This window comes from Winogradskyella sp., from assembly GCF_028289625.1.
Lineage (GTDB): Bacteria > Bacteroidota > Bacteroidia > Flavobacteriales > Flavobacteriaceae > Winogradskyella.
The window spans coordinates 17,901-37,967 of sequence record NZ_JANQOM010000087.1 but is presented as its reverse complement, the minus strand read 5'-3'; the positions used below and the strand labels follow the sequence as shown (position 1 = coordinate 37,967).

The following is a 20,067-nucleotide window of genomic DNA, read 5'->3' as shown; positions in this document are numbered from 1 at the left end:
TCCAATCAATACCAACTCCCTAAAGTTGGCTCCCCATAGGTGTGCCATAGGTTGGTTAAAATGCGCATAGTTTAAAACTATTGTATTATGCGAATAGGTGTAAGGGCGTACCTGATTGTACTCTGCCTGTAACAATAGATTATCAACCTTAAAGGCGTTAAAGTATTTTGCCCCGAGTTGAAATCCGAATTTATTCTTCCAACTCTTGTCACCACCCGTGACATCGCTCAATGAAAACTCATCTAAAATAAACTGCCCATAGAGGTTGACTTTGTTATTCCATTTGTATTTTCCGCTTAAACCTAATATGGCGTTTCCTGCTCCTTGACCCGTTTGAAATTCTATAGCCCTAAAAAATATTATTGGATTCAGATAATTAACATCAAAGCCTCTTCCGTTGGTATCTGCCCACATTACAGATTCAAAAAGACCAATGTTAAGACGTTTAGAGACATTCCAACTCAAATAATGATTAGCCATATATTTAGTTAAAAAGGCATCATCCACAACCACTTCGGGACGAACATCTTTTAACCACATCCAAGTACTTGTATATTTTATTTTCCAAAATGTTGCATTCAATTTCAAAAATGGATACGGACTAGCTACGTCACTTTGAAATAACGATCGATAACCATCACCTATAAAATTCTTTCCATGTCCGAACTGAATATTTAAAAAATCAACTGGTGTATATGACAAATAAGCTTCTGCAACCGGATAATCATATGAATTATCCTTGAACCTCTTAGCAATGCCACGCCCAGGTATTATTGCAGGATCTGGTCCAAATGCCCTTAAGCTTTCAGCAAAACGGTTAAAGTAATCCGCAAAGCGTCCTTGACTCTCGTATATCGACGTCGATATATTAAATCGCTTTCCAAAACCAGCCTGTATAAAAATACCTCTTGTATTATTCCAAGTGCCATCATCAGCTTCGGTATCTTTACCCACTTGTAAATCCGCAATAGGATCTATTGTAAACCAATAATCCTTGCCCTGCACTTCCACCATATGTTCGTTATACAATTTTCTTCCAAACCATGAATCAACATCTTTTGCCAGACTCTTTTTCTCTGCTTTTATATCATAATATCTTTCAACATCACTATAAACAAAAGGTTTTGCAGCCGTATGACTATTAGTGCCTATGGCATTCATTTCATCATCAAAACGCGCATAATAAGAATGTGTAAATGGAATATTTAATTGACTGCTATACTCTAATTTTTCATAAGGCTTCAATTCATCATTAACTGCATCAAACTCATTAGATAAGGTGGCATTAAGACTATCTTCTTCTGTCATTTCACCTTTATCTAAAATCTTTTCTTCTTCCTTTACGGGTTCTGTTAGGGGAATAGCTATACTTATACTATACTGAATAAAGGTGGGTTTACCGTTATAGGTAGCAGGTTTAATTTTTGGCAATAATTGAAAAACACGCTTGCTCTCCGTCTTCAATTCATCATATATGGCATCTGTATATATGACGTTGAATTTTCCGTCCTTGTTCACCTCGAATAAGATTTGAACATCTCCTTTATATGCATCATCACTTACAATTTGGGGCACTTGAAAATTCTTGTAAATAAAGTTGTTTAACGTATAGTTAAAACACGATTTCAGTTCTTCTACTGCTAAAGAATCGCATTCACTAAAAACAGGTGGTTTTTCATATGTAGAAATGGTTTGAGCATAACTCTGAAAAGACATTAATAAAAAAACAATAAGCTTAACGTGCTTCATGAAAAAACTAGATTTTTAGTACTCGAAAGATACTTATTTTTTTTAGTTACACTAAAACAAAAAACCGTTATCAAATTGATAACGGTTTAAATATTATAAAAGTTGTAAATCTAATTTTTGGCTAAAAATTTAATAGGTAAATTATAGATAACTCCCACTGGTTTGTCTCTTTGATAACCAGGTTCCATAATTGGAATTTTATTAATTACGCGCTCGGCTTCTTTCTCTAAAGCAGGGTGAGGGCCTCTGATTTTGATATCCGTAATATTACCATTCTTATCGACCGTAAACTGAGTATCGATTTTTTGTAAGCCATATATACTATATTCATTGGCAATACCTGTATTAAATTTATTATTTATCAACCTAGATATCTTTTTAGACATACACTTTCTTTTATCATCGTTTGTTTTCTTACGCTCACATCCTGGATATACAGGCACTTTTTCAACACTTACAAATGGAACTAGAATTTCTTCGTCTTCTAAGTTCGTATTATCTGGAAGGCTGCCTACTTCCAATGGTTCATTTACTGGTTCGGAATCATCTGTTGAAAAAATTTCATCTTCAAGCTTGAGTGGATCGTCTTCAACTAGTTCGAACTTATCCTTTAGGGTCTTACTTCTTTCTTTCTTTGGTTTAGGCGCTTCGGGTTTTTTAGGTTCTAGTTGATAAACGGTTGCCACGTGGATTACAGTTGGATCATTTGATTCTGCAGTTTCTAACACAATTTTCTTATCCTGAAATTGCATTTCAAAAAGCGAATAGGTGCCCAACAAACAAAGAATCAACCCAATCTGAAAATAAAGGGTTGAGTTTTTTTGTAAATTTGCATCATGCTTTTGTGATTTCTTCACCTCAATAGGGCTCTGACCAGCGCTATTGAAACTCTTTTTAGAATTTTTCATAATACGTATTATTTAAAATGTTAATATTATGATAAAGTCACAATAAGCATACCAAAAAGAAAATCCCGTCCAATTAATTTTGAACGGGATTTTTATATTAAGAACTGTGTCTATCTAATCTTGAACAGAGAAAACTATTGGAATAGAGAATGGCATTACAACCGCCTTTCCTCGCTGCTTTCCTGGTTGCATTTTTGGAAGTTGGCTGATAACACGCTTGGCCTCTTTTTCTAATCCAGGGTGCGGTCCACGAGCAACAACATTTGTTACTTTACCTGTTTTGTCAACTTTAAATTGAACAAAAATTCTTTTTCTACCTGGTGGTAATCCTAATTCACTACCTAAGTCTGTATTGAACTTTTTACCTATAAATTTGTTTACCTTTTCATTCATACACTTCTTTTTTGCCTCATTCCCTTTTTTCTTTTCACATCCAGGGAAAACAGCAACATTCTCAATAACATGGAAAGGCACCTCTATATCTTCTTCTACTTCCTCTACTTCTACTTCTTCAACTTCTACTATTTCTGTATCCATCTCTGTTTCTGTAGACTCAATTACTGTTTCTTCCACTTCCTCTTCATCCTCTACAACCTCAATAACTTCTGGAGCTGCTGGTGGTGGCGGTGGTGGCGGTGGTGGTGTAACAATCTGTTCAGTAATTGGAATTTCTTCATCTAACTCGTCATCCAAGTTAAGTGTATCTGCTACAACATCACTTTTATCGTAAGTCTTGTAATTAATAGCCATGTAAGTAATGCCTAGCATTAAGGCAAGACCAACTGCGAAATATAGTGAACTATTGCGTCTTACGTCTGATTTAGGATTCTTTTTAGGTTCCATAGTGCATACTTTTATAGTGTCGCTAATTTAACTAAATAAAAGCTAAAAAAGCAAAACTTCTAATTATTTTAACTTTATTATATTGAATCTTGCAGCAATTAATGTGCCAACTAATACACCTAAGCAATTTGCTATTAAATCCCAAGTATCATAAGTCCTGTTTGGGTTAAGCTGATGTTGCGTGAGTTCTAAAACAACTCCAAATAAAATTATGGTAATAAATACAAAAAACAGCTTAAACGTATTCTTATGAATCTTAAAGAAGGTTATCCACAAAACCGCTAATATAAAATATGCCAAAAAATGATAGATTTTATCGTCAAAAGAGGAGCCAAGACTAGGCACTCCCTTTAAATTTATCAAACTAAGGACAATTAGCAGAAAAGTATAGGTAATAGCAGCTAATAATAGTAGCTTTTTAGCCACTTATAAGTGCTTTGTAATCTTCTGCAGATAATAAATTATCTATTTGGGACTCATCAGAGAATTTTAATTTAATCATCCAACCGTCACCATAAGGATCGGTGTTGACCTTTTCGGGTTCGTTTTCAAGATTTTCATTAAACTCGATGATTTCGCCTGATAACGGCAAAAATAAATCTGAAACTGTTTTAACAGCTTCTACTGTGCCAAATACTTCTTCAGCATCTAGGGTTTCATCTAAAGTGTCAACTTCAATATAAACAATATCGCCAAGCTCTCCTTGTGCAAAATCCGTAATGCCGACTGTAGCAGTATCTCCTTCAATCTTAATCCACTCGTGGTCTTTAGTGTACTTTAATTCTGATGGTATATTCATTCTTAGTGTTGTAAAAATTAATGGAACAAAAATAATTTTTTAATTCTTGCATTTCAAAGGTTTGTTCAAAAATTAATTTCCAAAGTTGTAACGTAAAGTAATGCCTGTTCTCAAAGACGTTTGTGGGAATGAGGTCGAAATGGCGAAATCTGAAAACGTATAATCAAAATAAAATATAGCTGTTAAATTCTTGCTAAAGGCATAATCCGCATTAAATCTTCCACTCCAAATAGTTTGCCCAGCTGTTAACTGATTACTTTCCAAGTCTAAATATCTAACGATGGTCTTATTATCTCTTACCGAAATATCGGCTCTCATATTAAGATCACTTTTTACGATTTGCTTGGCACCTGCAAGCGCTGATCTAATCCTTAAGTCCTTAATTCGATAACCTAGCCCTAATATATACTCTTGCCCTTGAACTTCAGTCATTAAATTATTGTCGAAACTCAATGATAATAATCTATCTCTTTGAACTTCTGCTAGCACTTTTATAGAATTCTTCATTTCGAACTCCAGTCTGATTAAAGGGCTAAATTGCTCTTCTAAGTTAATATTACTAAAAAGTGTTCTGTTTTTTAAATTTCCGTTTGCATCTTGATTAGCAGGGTTTATAGAACCTTCACCTGTATTTTGATCTATGACTAAGTTTTCAACAGAATCATCAAAATCCAAATTAGCTCTAAACTGATTTATAGTGTATCTAGATCTATAACCATGTTGGATAGAAAAACGTCTAAAAGTCTTTTTAAACCAAGGGATTCTCATTAACCCTGTATATTTTATGGTCCAATTAGGAATTGGTACATCCCTAAATGCTCCTGTATTTATCTTTTCTGGATCTGAACCTTGGTATGCTGCTAAAAATGCAGGCAACAATACACGTTGGCTATTCTTTCCAAACCCCTCTGGGAAACCATCCGCATCAGTGCCAAATGGTGTATTGCCATAAAACTCCCTTGCTAAGCGGTTAGCAATAACTAAACGATTCGCCCTAAAATCATCAAAAGTTGCTGATTGGTTTTCGTCACTTTTACTAAATGCAGTTCTAATTAATGCTGTAGAAATATTGAAATTTCCGAATGAATTTGTAATAAGCGCATTATAATCAAGAATCCCATCAGGATCTCCTATTCCATCATCATTGATATCAGGACCTGTAAAATCTTCTACTCTAAAGTTTTCAGTTATATTTTCAGCATAAGTTCTATTACCTATAAGATCAATTTTTAGGTCTCTCATAGGTTCAACATTAATCGAATAATCTAATGTTCTGTTAGTAACTTCTGTATACGCCTGGTTAAATTCTGGGAAAGTCGTTAACCATCCTTCTCTAGCCACAATATCCCTAATATTCCTTTGGCTACCAAAGGTGTATCCCAAAGTTGGCCTTAATGTACCTATGAATCCTGGTGTTGGTAAATAACCTGGTAAAAATGTACCATTATTTTCTGAATAATTTACTTGAATACGTTTCACCATGGTTACAACATCGATTAAGGTATTATAGGCTTTCTTACCGACACTTAATTTATTTGGATCTTGTTGTGCCTGATTATTGTTGTCCGATGCCCTTTCTGGCGTTGTTGTTCTCCTTCTTGCAGCAGTATTTCGATTTCGCCCTCTACCTCTTTGATTCCCTTTTCTTACCAAACCAATAGATTTATAAAGGGTTTCCATATTTAATGTAGAGTTAATATTGTGTGTGTTGGAGTTTTGAATCGTATGTCCCAAGTTATAAGTCCTAAGTCTATCTGGTGTTGTCGGGTCATTGTCATCATCTATCTCTACCTGTAGGTTCTCATTAAGATCGGAACCCTTTTGCCACTGAAAAGTTCCGTTATAAGCATATGTTGCTCTTAAAAAACTTAATGCTGGAATTTTATAAAGAGGCAATTCGTAATTAAGCTGAAACTGTTGTGTTTGTATGTTAGGGTCACCTAAATCAAAAAAGCCATCCCACACATCGAGCTCTGGGTCTTGTCTTCCATTAATTCGATCGTCTATAAAATAATTACGTACAATATTGCTATTGGCCGCTTGAAAGTTCAAGGTTAAAGCATCCGTAAGGTTATAATTAATAGCATATTGGAAATCGAACGTATAATTTCTTCGGAATAATTCTTCAATGGCAATATTATCTCCGCCTAATTCAACCTCTCTAAACCTCTGCTTGCTAAATTGCCTGTTGATATCCGAATTGAACGTGATATTTGAAGGCAATAAATTAAAATTAAAGTCTTTCAATATTTTCCAATATTTCCCAGTAAACAAGGAATCATTATTTTTAAAAGGCTCTATTTTAACAGGATTAAAACTGTAATTGTAGTTAACACCAGCTCTAATATTTTGATCTAATGAGCTCTCAATTTCAAAATCCCGATGTTCTACTTTATTATATGAATAATTAAAAGTTAGGTTTTCAACATCATAAAACCGTTGTTTCTTTTCTCCTGTCCGCTGTTTTCGTACGCCAATAAAGTTAATGCTCTTTCGTTTTGTATAACTTTCGGATTGCTGTCTAATACGTTCTTCATCCTCAGCAGAATCAGCAGCATCTAAACGTGAATCTAGAGTAAGGTCATTATAGAACTGATCGAACTTTGGTGTTATTAACTCTTCACTTTGAGAATAATTGAAAGGCACCTGGACTCCCCATTTTTTTGGCAATAATTGCCCTAGTTGCATATTGGTGACCACATCGTACTGTTGTACATCTTCTAGACTTCTTTCCGCAGGTCCTTGCTCTATACCACCAAAACCAATGGTACTTCGTCGGCCCGTAAAACTCACATCAGCAAAGTCAGCAATATTAGAATCCATTCCTACTACGGCTGCCCAACCTCCTTCATTTTCTAAATCGGACATACGCAATTCATTGAACCAAACTTCACCACAAGCATTTGCCATGGTACTACCAGAGTTTTTAACACCAACCATTAGTACCCTAACATTACCAAAATTAGGATTCCCTTTTATAGCAATACGTTGTTGCCCAATCTCTAGTGGTGAGAATTCTAAAACCGGTGTTTCATTTAACTGTCCATCAATGACATTATAAAATGTTGGGTCTGGATTGGATAAAGTCCCATCATCAATCCCTAAAGCCTTGATTTTCTGTAAAAATGACAATGGTATATTCATCTCATTTTCAAAAGGCCATATACGTTCTGCAATTGGTAAGCTTGTATCCGCGAAATCGGTTGGTAAAAGTGGTACTTCTATTTGATAAAAGTTATCCGTAAAATCATTACCCAATCTTATAAATGCAGTCATCTCCCCTGGTTGCAGTATCTGTCCATCCTGTGCTTCTGCATGCAAAAACATACGCAACTTTTTGTACTGACGCATATCTATATTGATATTCTTAAATACCCCACGTGAGTCCGTAGGTTCTAAGTCACATGCCTGTAAAACCAAAGACTGCTCGTTTTGTCTAATGATATTGTTATTGTTATTTAATTCCTCACGTCTTACTCCAGGAGGAATCACATAATCTCCATCATTTTCCTGCACACCTATTATTGCTACGTTGAATTCTGCATCTGCACTATTGTTGGTTGGGTCATTATCTAAATCTTGTGTAAAGCGTCTCCAATCACTTCTCACCAAATCCAAAGTGGCAAAACGTAACACCGTATTTTCTGTAAATTCTCTTAGATATAAACGTGCAAAACGAACCGATCTAATATCACTGATACCTCCAATGGCGTTAGTAGGCTCACTGATTGGCAGTCTAAATTGATACCATGATACGTCCCTTTGATCTCCATTAGGCAAGGTGACCGTTCTTACCTTTATATCGTTAATCTGGGGATTGTTTATATTAAGTGCTGCTGGGTTAATATCAACCTCATACTCAAAATAACTATCAATCGTATTCATGGTATTATCTCGGTTGATATCCTCTACATCTGGTTGAGTCGTAGACCCTCTATTAGTATCTGTAAATATATCTGGGGTGTTACCTTCCAGACCGTTATATTGCTTATAACGCTCAAAAATATTTCCTTCTGTATTTAAATAATAAGTGTAATTATCTTTTGAAGGATCTTCTAGACCAGAGAAATTAGCATAGAAGTCAGTCAGTATTTGATTATCGGGAAATACCGGTGTTTCTTCACTATCGTCATAACCATCATAACCAACATCCTGGTTTGTCCGCTCCTGCCCTGTAGTTGCAAACGTATAAATCAACGATTGATCCTGCGGCACAACACTTCCATATGATGTTGGTTGCAAAAAGGAAATATCACCATTTTCGGGCAATCCGTTTTCATATTGTTTTTTACCATCTTTTATGACATCTTCGGAAATATTACCAAGATTCACGTATAACTTTCCTCCTTGACCTGTAGGATTATCCAAAAACGGGTCTTGTACCCAGAACTCAATATACTCTACATTGGCCTGTTCAAAATCGGTAGAGGTAATTTGTCTGGTAATCCCTGCCCAACTTGTATTGGGGTCAATGGTATCATCAGCAGCATTAGGATCAAAATTATATGGCCCACGTTCTGATGGGTAGTACACTAAATCTAAGGTGTTTATGACCGCAGTTTGTCCTTGTACGATGTCAACTTCAGGAAAAATCTCTTCGATGAATACACGCCTTGTATATAAATTAGAAATGTCATCATCTGTTATACCTCCCGGGCGTTGGTTACTATAAAATATAGGGTCAATAGTATACCAGTTTAAGAAGGCCCTACCAAAGCCGTTTTCTATTCCATTATTGTCATTTCCTGGTGTAATCGTAGGCAAACCTATTGGACGACTAGATAAGAACCAAGATAATGGGCTCAATAAATCGATTGCGCCTTGCGTACCTTCAAAATCATCAATATAGGCTGTGGCTTCACCATTAAAATCCGTACCGTTTGGCGCCCCTGGAAGTAAATACGCAAATTCACCTCTAACTGATAAATTAGAAGGCACGTCAGTGTCAACATTTGGCAGCTTATTTGCTAATCGGGTTAAAAAGGGTACTTCGGTAGAATAATTACCATTAAGCCCAAATATGGTATTATTAATGGGCTCGGCATTAAAATTAGCCTTTTGTGTAATTGGCCGTTCATTAAGATTTAAAAGTGTTGCCCCAAGCACAAAGTTCTCATTAAACTGGTGTTCTACATTAACCCCAGTAAAACGTCTGGTCTGTTGACCAAAAACGGCATTGTTTTCAACCGAAACATTTATAGGTGTATTCGATGCTTTTAGGGCTTCATCTAAAATCTCAACACGTCCTAATTGGTAGTTAACCGTATAATCAATACCTTCTACAAGTAATCTACCACCTGCAGTAACTCTTACTGAACCTCTTGGTACATTAAATGCACCAATAGGTATACCGCCATCGCCACCACTACTTTTAAAACGTCCTTTGATTTGAAACTTATTCTTCTCAGCCTCGTCTAAAGCTTGGATTTTTGTAGACTTGTATAGCAAGTCATATACATACTTCTCTTGATTTTCATTGGTGTAAACGTCTTGGTCATAGTCAAAATCGTTATTGGCTGGATTGCCATCATCATCTAAAACATCGAACAGGTAGCGTCCAAATGGCTCAACCTTCGTGAAGATAATTTTTCCGTTTTGGGTTAACACTGTTAAACCAGGAACATAATCGAAAAAGCCATCACCTAATTCTTGCGGGTCATTATTTACATTGAGTCGATCTAGATGAAACAGCCGAATCAAAGGAGTTTCCCTAATTTCGGTATCATCACCTGTAAATGGTGTATTGTTGCCAAAAATAGGAAATGTAGTACCTTCAACTGGTGTTATATAATTTAAAGGAGATGCTTCCGTATAGAAAATGTTTAACCTAAAATCTTCTTGACTTAACTGAAAAGCACCTGTATCGTAAATGTTTTTCATCATTAAATCCCAAATTGGCTGGTCAACAAGTGTCACCGCACTTTTTAGCATTTTTAAAACTAAACTTTGGTTATTAACAACTTGATTGTCATTTGTACCATCACTAACTTCAGTAGCATCGACACCGTCATTAGCAAACTCACCTACTTGGAACACTTCACCTCCCACGGTATATTGAAAAGCAACTGCTAACACTTCATCGTTAAGCAGGCGTTGATTTAAGGAAATATATCCCAATTCTGAATGAAGCACATAATCCTGGCCTTCCTGAAGTTTGCGAGCAGCTTCAAGTTTCCCAAAATCAAACCCTTCTTCTACATTAACTAATACTCCAGCTTCGACATTGGTTATGTCTCTAACAGCTTCCGTTAATAAAGATCCCGCGCCACCTATATTGGTTGGATCAAAATCATTATTTTCATTATCTGGTAATGCCCCTGGATTATTAACGAAACCTCCTGGTAAAGGGTCTAAGCCAATATTATCTAGCTCAGATTCTCCCAAATCCTGAAAAGCGACGACATTCCTAACATTATCTGTTTGGTTATTTCTATTGGTTACCCAGACTTCTACCCTTGTAATCTGAAGCCCTTGGTTATCTATAAACGGATATTGCAATAGTGCTCGATCATAATTGTCCCTAAAATAATGTGCCAAAAAATAGTGCCTATTTTCATCGTAGTCTCTAGCAAAGAAATCAAACTCTTCTAAAGTACCACCACCTTGGGCTACAACCGATCGCGATTGCGACTGTTGTTCAGAGAATACAGCAGTTACTCTTGTCTTACCGAATTGTAATTCTGTTTTAACACCAAACAGGCTTTGTGCGCCAGTTATCAACGAACTGTTTAATGGCATGTTTACGTTACCAACTTCTATCTTTCTTACGATGTCATCTTCGGTAGGTGTGTATTCCAACTTTATGAGTTGTTGAAAATCGAATGTCGCTTCTGTATCATAATTAGCCGTTACTTGCAGTCTTGTCCCTACCTTACCCAATAGACTCAATCCAATTCTTTGGTCAAAATCAAAGGTAAAGTTTGTACGGTTTCTTGGCGAGAACGCTGGATTATCTTGTCTTGAAAACAAAACCCCTAAATCTACCTCAGCATAACCACTAGGAATAACATTAATTGTATTGCCACCAAAAATAGTCTCGAACAATCCTGAATTCACATAAAATTCTGGCAATAAATTTTTTTGATCTTCTTCCGTACCTTCTTTTTGGCCAGCGGCAGCATCAATCATTTGTTTGTAATATGCCTTTAATTTCTCTTCTAGAACTAATTTCTGAAATTCTTCGGGTGTAAGAATTAAAGGATAATTGATATTGAAATTGCCAATTTTTTCAGTATAGATATACTTGTCTAAAATGGGGTCATACGTATATTTTGAAACAATACTATTGGGGTTTGGTGCTTTTAATTTCCCAAATGCAAAAGTGGTTTTAGTAGAATCTTGCTCTGTTTCTGTCTCTTGGGCAGAAATAGAAGCGCTCATTAGCATTATAAATACTAATGAAACATAAAAACTGATTGATTTTAATTGAGTATAGTTAGTCTTATACAATTGCATTACAAGTTTTTAAGAGCTTCTTTAATAATTTGCTCTACAAGGGCATTCGGTTGGGCTTTTATAATTCTGTCTACTACTTTTTCTGATTGCTTTTTATTAAATCCTAAAACATCTAAAGCAGATAACGCTTCATCTTTATTCGTATTGTTTGGCACTAAAGAAAGTTCGTCTATGCCATATACTTTTAACACTTTATCTTTTAAATCGATGATGACACGTTGTGCTGTTTTCGCCCCTATCCCTTTTACACTTTGTATCAATCCCACATCACCACTTGCTATCCCTTCCTTTACCTGATCAGGTGTTAATGAGGACAACATGGTACGTGCAGTATTGGCACCTATACCGCTTACCGAAATCAATAGTTTAAATATTTCACGCTCGGTTTTAGATGAAAATCCATAGAGACTATGCGAATCTTCCCTAACTTGAAGATAGGTGTATAGCTTAAGATGTTCTCTATCTGAAATTTGAGAAAATGTATGAAGAGATATATTGATAAAATACCCTACACCATTGCAATCTATTATAACATTTGTAGGATTTTTTTCAACAAGTTTACCCTCTAAGTGCGTAATCATAAATTTTTAGCTATCTGCTTAGATTAACGCTAATCTATACTCATCGAAATTTGTAAATGGCACCTTGTGCTTCTACCATAAAAATCCGATAAATCTATATCATAGGTTAAAGTCCCAAATGTAATAAAATTATTTACATAAGCGAGACTAGATGTGTGCTAAGAATTCAATGTTTTTTGAGTCGTTTTTCTCGTTCTTGGGCATCGATTACGGCTATGGCTGTCATATTCACAATTTCATCTACACTTGCATCCAATTGTAATATATGTACTGGCTTTGCCATGCCCATCATTATTGGCCCAATGGATTCTGTATTATTCAACTCTTTCAATAACTTGTATGTAATATTCGCTGCATCCAAATTAGGAAAAATAAGGGTATTCACTTTTTTACCTGCTAACTTTGAAAATGGAAAAATATCCTGTAGCATCTGCGAGTTTAATGCAAAATCTGTCTGTAATTCACCATCCACTATCATTTCTGGATGGTTCTTATGAAGGTAATCTACTGCTCTATTTACCTTTTGGGCACTTGGATTTGAAGAAGATCCGAAATTAGAGTAGGATATCATGGCCATAATCGGGTTCATTCCAAAAAGCTTAACTGTTTTTGAAGTCATTTTAGCAATAGTCACCAAATCTTCGGATGTAGGATTAATATTGATGGCCGTATCACTTACAAAAATTGGCCCTCTTTGCGTTAACAAAATATTTGTGGTTGCTATTCGTGAGGCACCTTTGGCTAAACCTATGAGTTCTAACATAGGTTTTACTACAGAAGGGTAGCTGCGCGAATATCCAGAAATCAAAGCATCTGCATCGCCTTCATTGACCATCATTGCAGCAAAATAATTACGCTCGCGCATTACTTTACGTGCTGAATATTGCGTTTCTCCTTTGCGCTTATTCATTTCCCAAAACACATCTGCATACCTGTTTTTTCGTAGTGTTTCTTCATCAGATTTAGGATCTATAATGGGAATATTAGCTTCAAAATCAATCTCTGACATTAATGCTTCTATAGTTTCTTTTCGGCCTAACAAAATAGGTTTAGCAATTCCTTCATCATGAACAATTTGTGCAGCTTTTAAAACGTCTAAGCGATCTGCTTCAGCGAAAACCACACGTTTGGGGTTGGTTTTAGCTCTGTTTAAAAGCAAACGAACCAACTTATTATCAGACCCCAAGCGCTCAAAGAGGCTTTCCTTATATTTATTCCAATCATTTATAGGTTCTTTTGCCACTCCGCTCTCCATCGCAGCTTTGGCAACCGCAGGAGGCACTTCGGCAATTAATCGAGGATCAAAGGGTTTGGGAATGATGTAGTCCTTGCCAAATGTTAAGCGCGTTTCATTATATGCAAGATTTACTTGTTCTGGTACAGGTTCTTTTGCCAATCGCGATAGGGCTTTTACTGCTGCCATTTTCATGGCTTCATTAATCTTGGTCGCTCTTACATCTAGGGCACCTCTAAAGATAAATGGAAAACCTAATACGTTATTCACCTGATTAGGATGGTCACTTCGGCCTGTAGCCATAATGATATCATCTCGTGTTTCACAGGCTAATCCATACTCGATTTCAGGATCTGGGTTAGCCATTGCAAATACAATTGGATTTTTTGCCATGGACTTAAGCATCTTTGGGGTAACAATATCTGCCAGGGATAACCCAATAAATACATCTGCATTTTTCATGGCTTCATCTAATGTATCTATTTTTCTATCGGTAGCGAATTCTGCTTTCTGTAATGTTAAATTTTCGCGGTCCTTTCTTATTACTCCTTTACTATCAAGCATCACAATATTTTCTGCCTTTGCTCCAAAAGCTTTATATAAACGTGTGCATGATATGGCAGCCGCACCTGCACCACTGACAACGATATTAACATCTTTAATGTTCTTTTCTGCAATCTCCAAAGCATTTATCAATGCTGCCGCTGAAATAATAGCAGTACCGTGCTGATCATCGTGCATTACTGGAATATCCAATTCCTCTTTTAAACGACGTTCTATTTCAAAGGCTTCTGGTGCTTTGATATCTTCGAGGTTGATGCCGCCAAAAGTTGGTGCAATATTCTTAACGGTTTCAATAAATTCATCTACATTTTCTGTATCTATCTCTATATCAAAAACATCTATATCTGCAAAAATCTTAAACAGCAAGCCTTTCCCTTCCATAACTGGCTTTGAAGCTTCGGGACCAATATTCCCTAATCCTAAAACTGCTGTGCCATTAGAAATTACTGCTACTAAATTTCCCTTAGCTGTGTATTTGTATATGTTGTTGACATCCTTTTCAATTTCCAAGCATGGCTCTGCTACACCAGGCGAATATGCTAAAGATAAATCGCGTTGTGATGCATACTTCTTTGTCGGAACTACTTTGATTTTACCTGGTGTTGGCTTGGCATGATAGACTAATGCCTCTATACGCTTGCTTTCTTTGCTCATTACTAAACGGTTAAGTTTCAAAGAAGGGATTGCTACCCCTCATTAAACATATTTTAATGACATAATAGAATGATTTTTCTATAATAAAAAAGATTGTCTTTGTAAGACAATCTTTTTTATTTATATCAGAAAATACGTTTTTAATTAATTAGTATCTTTTTTACTTCTTTTATATTTTCGGATTCAAAACTTAAAAAATAAACCCCTGGTGTAATACCTTTGAGTTGAATTTCATTTTGATCATCAAATCTTAAATCCGTTGTGCCTTTTAAAACAAGTTTTCCCTGTAAATCGGTTAAAACATAATCTAGTTTTTCATTCGACTGCAACTTACTTGTAAAATAAATTACACCATTACTTGGGTTAGGATATATTTGAAAAAACCCTGTTTGATCAAAATCATCAACAGACAAAGCAAGGTTTTCTAAATGATCGGTCGTAATGGTACCAGTGCCTATTGGATCTAAAAAACTACTAACATCAGACCAACCTCGATCCAATCTACCATAATAGTCAAAACCACCATTATCATTTGTACCGGAACATGCTGCACTACCTCCAGATAATACCCCAATTAACAAACCATTAGCATCCAATAATTGTGATCCTGAAGAGCCACGCTCTGTAACACCTTGTTCCCAACCACCATTAGAACCACTGTTTATAAGCCAGACACGATTTGTAAAACCCCAAAAAGACACACTTGTTCTAGATGGAGGATTATTATCACGGCATATTTTCATAATATCCCCACTTGGATGATGAATACCTGTAGTAAACGTAGGTGTAGTTGTAGAACGACTCCAACCTGCAAATACCACATCCCAATCACTGGGTATAGCGTTTGCAGTGGTAGTTTCCAAAAGTAACATGTCAGAGTCACCATCGCTAGCACGGACTATTGCCCCATTAAGTGTTTGCAAAAATGGACCATCTGTACTGTTGGTGAATGTTGCACATGACGGATTTGGGCTAATCCAATTAAATCGAAATGCATAGCTTCTTGTTGTATTTACAGGTGCGTTCTGTCCTGGATTTGCCCAACAATGATTTGCTGTTAAAATATATGGTGTTCTATCCTCTGCTGTGTTATTAACTAACGTCCCTGTACAAAAACCATTACCATTAGAAACCAACATTACTACCGATCGTTTTTGCAAATCAAAATTATCACCTAAAGGGCAGTCTACATCGATATTACACGAACCAGAATCGTTAAGTGCTTTTGCATATGCTTCATTTGCAGGGACACTTCTATAACCATGTACCAATTCTGTAATTGTAAATGTACTTTGGCCTATGACTTCGCTTGGCTCATAAAACTCTACATAAACCTTATCACCATCAATTGGCCATGTCGTTATCTCATTAATATCATTATTTTCATTATTTGTATACGGCCCCATTTTCATACTTCTGTCAGCATTATAAATGTATAGTTCAGCTCCCTCTACTAGATTATAGTCTCTTATGATGAAATTTAGTGTTTTGGCACCAACGGACTCAAATCCCACTCTCCAAATGACATCATCATTCTCTAAAGTGATACTTTCTCCATGGCTTTGTCTAGTAACATTTGTTTGTAATTTTGCTCCAAACCTGTAAGGCTTTGCCATAGATCCTTGAGTCTTGCTTAAGTCTTCTTCCATATATCTAGCTAAATCCTCAAAAGGCATTGAAACCAATTCTATATTATCATCAGACAAGTTATTGTTCCAACTTTTTGGTTCTACCAAATCAGTAACTTGGCTATAACCACTAAAAGCAACTAATGCGAACGCAAATGCGAATAAGTAATTTTTTATCATGAAATATGTGTTTATAATGTTGTAAATATATGAATATTTTTTTCTAACCGCTCTATTGAAGAAAGTTAATATTCCGCTTTAAACCAGAGAATTTGGTACGTTTTACCGCAGATTTTTTAAAGACCTTTCTAAATGTATCTTCGGTAATTTCTTCCCAATCTTTTTTGGTCAAGGATAAGAGCTCTGGGTGAGGATTAAACAACGGCTCATTGTGTGATTTTGAGAAACGATTCCAAGGACAAACATCTTGGCAAATATCGCAACCAAACATCCAATCATCAAACTTTCCTTTAAACGCATTAGGTATATTGTCTTTCAACTCAATAGTGAAATACGATATACACTTACCCCCATCAACTACATAAGGTTCAACAATGGCCTCCGTTGGGCAGGCATCTATACAGGCAGTACAAGTGCCACAATGATCTGTTACAGGAGTGTCATAGTCTAATTCTAAATCAATGATTAATTCGGCAATAAAATAAAATGATCCTACTTGTTGTGTTAATAGATTACTATGTTTCCCTATCCATCCCAATCCAGATTTTGCAGCCCAAGCTTTGTCTAATACCGGAGCAGAATCCACAAACGCACGACCATATACTTCTCCTATTTCTTCTTGAATAAACGCTAAGAGTGATTTTAACTTGTCTTTGATTACGAAGTGGTAATCCGTTCCGTATGCATATTTAGATAATTTGTAAGTGTCCTGATTTTGAATTTCTGAAGGATAATAATTTAATAATAAGGACACTACACTTTTGGAATCTTCAACTAATAAGGTAGGATCTAAACGCTTATCAAAATGGTTCTCCATGTAACGCATCTCACCATGCATGTTTTTGTTAAGCCATTTCTCAAGCCTTGGTGCTTCCTCTTCTAAAAACGCTGCCTTACTAATACCACAAGACAAAAAACCAAGACGCTTTGCTTCTGATTTAATTAGCTTAGTATATTTCGCCTTATTATTCATCCTCTTTTTTCAAAGCGCAAATATGCATTTTTTGGTTTTAAGGTAATAAGCGGTGCTATCTCTATACTATTAAACTCTGGTTTGATAATATAATTTAAAATTAGCTCTCTTACAGCGATAATCATTTCGAACATCGCAAAGTTATTTCCGATACACTTTCTTGGTCCAGCGCCAAAGGGAAAATAATGTGGAGCATATGGTCTACTTCCTTCTGCAAAGCGTTCTGGTAAAAATTGCTCTGGATTTTTCCAAAACTTTGGGTTGCGATGCATTTCAAAAACCGATAGCAAAAGATTTGAGCCAGCTTTAAACTCAAAACCATTAAAGTTGTCGTCTTCCAAATTAACGCGGTCTATAAAATACGCAGGTGGGTACAAGCGCATGGCTTCTTCAATGACTTGCTGACAGACTTTAGATGCCATAACTCTTGCTATTAAATCTGTTGTTTGGGCATTGACCTCTATAATTTCGTTATAAATCTTGTCTTGCCATTCAGGGTATAAGGCTAAAAGCTGAAATGTAAACGTTAATGCATTAGATGTTGTCTCATGACCAGCTGTAAATAGAATCAAAATTTCGTCTATAAGCTGTTCCTCTTCCATAAAACTGCCATCGTCGTATTGAGCTTCTAGCAACAAATCGAGTAGATCTCCTTGTTTAACATCAGATTCTTGACGCTGTTTCACAGCTTGCTTGAGTGTTTGCCGTGCCTCGAGTGTTAGGTCGATATACTTTTTAGTGGTTCCACTTAAATTGAACCACCAGCGCAAATAGGGTTGGCGCAATTCTTTCACCAACATTTTCTGAGCCTCTTCCGTTATGTATTGCAATCGGTCAATTTTATCTCGACCGACAGCACTACTAAATAAGGATTTTACAACCGTTTGAAATGCCAAATCATTGAGTATTGGAAAAATATCCACTGTTTCATTCGCTGTGATTCGCTGATATTCAGACCTTATAGCAGTCTGAATAGTATCTAATAAAGATTCTAGATGTTTTTTATGAAAAGCCGGTTGAATGAGTTTACGTTGCTTGCGCCAGTGTTGCCCTTCTGCAGTCAGTAACCCTTTACCTATGTACTTGGCCAAGTCTTTGGTTTGAATCTTAGATTTTGTATAGTTTTTTTGATTTTTTTGAAGGATATATTCGGCGAAAGAGGCATCCCTGCAAAAGTAAACCTTGGTTATAAGACCTAAATTCAAACAAAATATATCACCTCTTTCTTCGAAATTTTTATGATGAAATGGTAAAGGATTTTTTACAATTCTAAAACTATGTTTCAAAAATGTGGTTAAGGGAACAGTAGATATTTTTTCATAATTATTCATATAAAATGAACACTTAAAACAAGTTCAGCTTTATTACAGATGTCAAAATAGTCCTCCTTGTGTGGCTCCTTTAATTTTGCCAAGGTGTTTGTAGGCTTGTTCGGTAACTTCCCGTCCTCGAGGAGTGCGCATAATAAAACCCTGTTGAATCAAGAAAGGCTCATAAACTTCTTCTATGGTCTCAGCACTTTCACTAACTGCCGTAGCCAAAGTAGTAATACCAACTGGCCCTCCCTTAAACTTATCGATAATGGTCGTTAGTATTTTATTATCCATTTCGTCCAAACCATGTGCATCTACATTTAAGGCCTTAAGCGCAAACTTGGCAATTTCAATATCTATTTTGCCATTGCCCTTAATTTGTGCAAAATCCCTAACACGTCTTAATAAAGCATTAGCTATACGAGGTGTTCCACGACTTCTGCCCGCTATTTCAATAGCTGCTTCCATGGATATTGGAACTTTTAATATTGAGGCACTTCGTTGTAAAATAGTAGTCAATAAATCGGTCTTGTAATATTGTAATCGACTACTAATACCAAAGCGTGCGCGCATTGGTGCTGTTAACAATCCTGAGCGCGTTGTTGCACCAACTAAGGTAAAAGGACTTAAATTAATTTGAACAGTCCTAGCATTGGGCCCAGATTCTATCATGATATCAATCTTATAGTCCTCCATCGCTGAGTATAGGTACTCTTCCACTATTGGGCTTAACCGATGAATCTCATCAATAAATAGTACGTCTCGATCTTCAAGATTGGTCAGCAATCCTGCAAGATCTCCTGGTTTGTCTAAAACAGGGCCTGAAGTTACTTTAATATTTACATCCAATTCATTAGCCAAAATATGGGCCAAAGTTGTTTTCCCCAATCCTGGTGGACCATGAAAAAGTGTATGATCTAAGGCCTCTTCCCTAAGGTTAGCGGCTTTCACAAAAACCAGTAAATTCTCCAATACCTGATCCTGACCTGTGAAATCTTCAAAAGTGAGTGGTCTCAACTTTCTTTCAACATCAAGGTCTTCAGGACTAAAATTATCGTTAGATGGATTTAGGTTTTCGTTCATTCAACTTCCTATATTTATAAAGATACTGAAACAAGTTAAGTACAAGCAAATATAACGAAAAAGCCTTTCCAAATAAGAAAGGCTTTTTATATAATAAATTTTT

Annotated in this window: 12 protein-coding genes; all 12 read right to left on the bottom strand. The window is 36.0% G+C overall.

Going from position 1 to position 20,067, the window contains the following annotated elements; translation table 11 throughout:
- The coding region (locus Q0992_RS16465) for a gliding motility protein RemB (protein ID WP_299526948.1) at positions 1-1,749 on the bottom strand (1,749 nt) is incomplete at its 3' end.
- Positions 1,750-1,859: 110 nt separating this feature from the next.
- On the bottom strand, positions 1,860-2,657 hold the full coding sequence (locus Q0992_RS16460) for an energy transducer TonB (RefSeq protein ID WP_299526946.1): 798 nt from the start codon (positions 2,655-2,657) through the stop codon (positions 1,860-1,862).
- Positions 2,658-2,771: 114 nt separating this feature from the next.
- A complete protein-coding gene (locus Q0992_RS16455) occupies positions 2,772-3,500 on the bottom strand; it encodes an energy transducer TonB (RefSeq protein ID WP_299526944.1) in 729 nt (242 codons plus the stop codon).
- Positions 3,501-3,563: 63 nt separating this feature from the next.
- A complete protein-coding gene (locus Q0992_RS16450; RefSeq protein WP_299526942.1) occupies positions 3,564-3,863 on the bottom strand; it encodes a VanZ family protein in 300 nt (99 codons plus the stop codon).
- Between the two features lie 55 nt (positions 3,864-3,918).
- On the bottom strand, positions 3,919-4,299 hold the full coding sequence (gcvH, locus tag Q0992_RS16445; protein ID WP_299526940.1) for a glycine cleavage system protein GcvH: 381 nt from the start codon (positions 4,297-4,299) through the stop codon (positions 3,919-3,921).
- Between the two features lie 72 nt (positions 4,300-4,371).
- Positions 4,372-11,754, bottom strand: a complete 7,383-nt coding sequence (gene sprA, locus Q0992_RS16440) for a cell surface protein SprA (protein ID WP_299526938.1) — start codon at positions 11,752-11,754, stop codon at positions 4,372-4,374.
- Positions 11,754-12,335, bottom strand: a complete 582-nt coding sequence (ruvA, locus tag Q0992_RS16435; protein ID WP_299526936.1) for a Holliday junction branch migration protein RuvA — start codon at positions 12,333-12,335, stop codon at positions 11,754-11,756. Before ruvA ends, sprA begins: the two co-directional genes overlap by 1 nt.
- 166 nt (positions 12,336-12,501) lie before the next feature.
- Positions 12,502-14,787: an NADP-dependent malic enzyme gene (locus Q0992_RS16430; RefSeq protein ID WP_299526934.1), complete on the bottom strand. Its 2,286-nt coding sequence runs from the start codon at positions 14,785-14,787 to the stop codon at positions 12,502-12,504.
- Positions 14,788-14,927: 140 nt separating this feature from the next.
- The gene (locus Q0992_RS16425; protein ID WP_299526933.1) at positions 14,928-16,595 is read right to left on the bottom strand and encodes a T9SS type A sorting domain-containing protein; all 1,668 of its coding nucleotides are present in this window, start codon (positions 16,593-16,595) and stop codon (positions 14,928-14,930) included.
- A 52-nt stretch (positions 16,596-16,647) separates the two neighbouring features.
- Positions 16,648-17,568 (bottom strand): tRNA epoxyqueuosine(34) reductase QueG, encoded by a 921-nt coding sequence (queG, locus tag Q0992_RS16420; RefSeq protein WP_299526931.1) that lies wholly within the window; start codon positions 17,566-17,568, stop codon positions 16,648-16,650.
- The gene (locus Q0992_RS16415; RefSeq protein ID WP_299526929.1) at positions 17,565-18,899 is read right to left on the bottom strand and encodes a cytochrome P450; all 1,335 of its coding nucleotides are present in this window, start codon (positions 18,897-18,899) and stop codon (positions 17,565-17,567) included. Before Q0992_RS16415 ends, queG begins: the two co-directional genes overlap by 4 nt.
- A gap of 42 nt (positions 18,900-18,941) precedes the next feature.
- Positions 18,942-19,964 carry a Holliday junction branch migration DNA helicase RuvB gene (gene ruvB, locus Q0992_RS16410; RefSeq protein WP_299526927.1) on the bottom strand — a complete coding sequence of 341 codons (1,023 nt, stop codon included), beginning with the start codon at positions 19,962-19,964 and terminating at the stop codon, positions 18,942-18,944.
- Between the last annotated feature and the right edge of the window lie 103 nt (positions 19,965-20,067).

Excerpts from the sequence above, each read along its gene's own strand:
- Q0992_RS16460 (WP_299526946.1), bottom strand. The coding sequence starts at position 2,657 with ATGAAAAATTCTAAAAAGAGTTTCAATAGCGCTGGTCAGAGCCCTATT.
- Q0992_RS16455 (WP_299526944.1), bottom strand. The coding sequence starts at position 3,500 with ATGGAACCTAAAAAGAATCCTAAATCAGACGTAAGACGCAATAGTTCA.
- gcvH (WP_299526940.1), bottom strand. The coding sequence starts at position 4,299 with ATGAATATACCATCAGAATTAAAGTACACTAAAGACCACGAGTGGATT.
- sprA (WP_299526938.1), bottom strand. The coding sequence starts at position 11,754 with ATGCAATTGTATAAGACTAACTATACTCAATTAAAATCAATCAGTTTT.
- ruvA (WP_299526936.1), bottom strand. The coding sequence starts at position 12,335 with ATGATTACGCACTTAGAGGGTAAACTTGTTGAAAAAAATCCTACAAAT.
- Q0992_RS16430 (WP_299526934.1), bottom strand. The coding sequence starts at position 14,787 with ATGAGCAAAGAAAGCAAGCGTATAGAGGCATTAGTCTATCATGCCAAG.
- Q0992_RS16425 (WP_299526933.1), bottom strand. The coding sequence starts at position 16,595 with ATGATAAAAAATTACTTATTCGCATTTGCGTTCGCATTAGTTGCTTTT.
- queG (WP_299526931.1), bottom strand. The coding sequence starts at position 17,568 with ATGAATAATAAGGCGAAATATACTAAGCTAATTAAATCAGAAGCAAAG.
- Q0992_RS16415 (WP_299526929.1), bottom strand. The coding sequence starts at position 18,899 with ATGAATAATTATGAAAAAATATCTACTGTTCCCTTAACCACATTTTTG.
- ruvB (WP_299526927.1), bottom strand. The coding sequence starts at position 19,964 with ATGAACGAAAACCTAAATCCATCTAACGATAATTTTAGTCCTGAAGAC.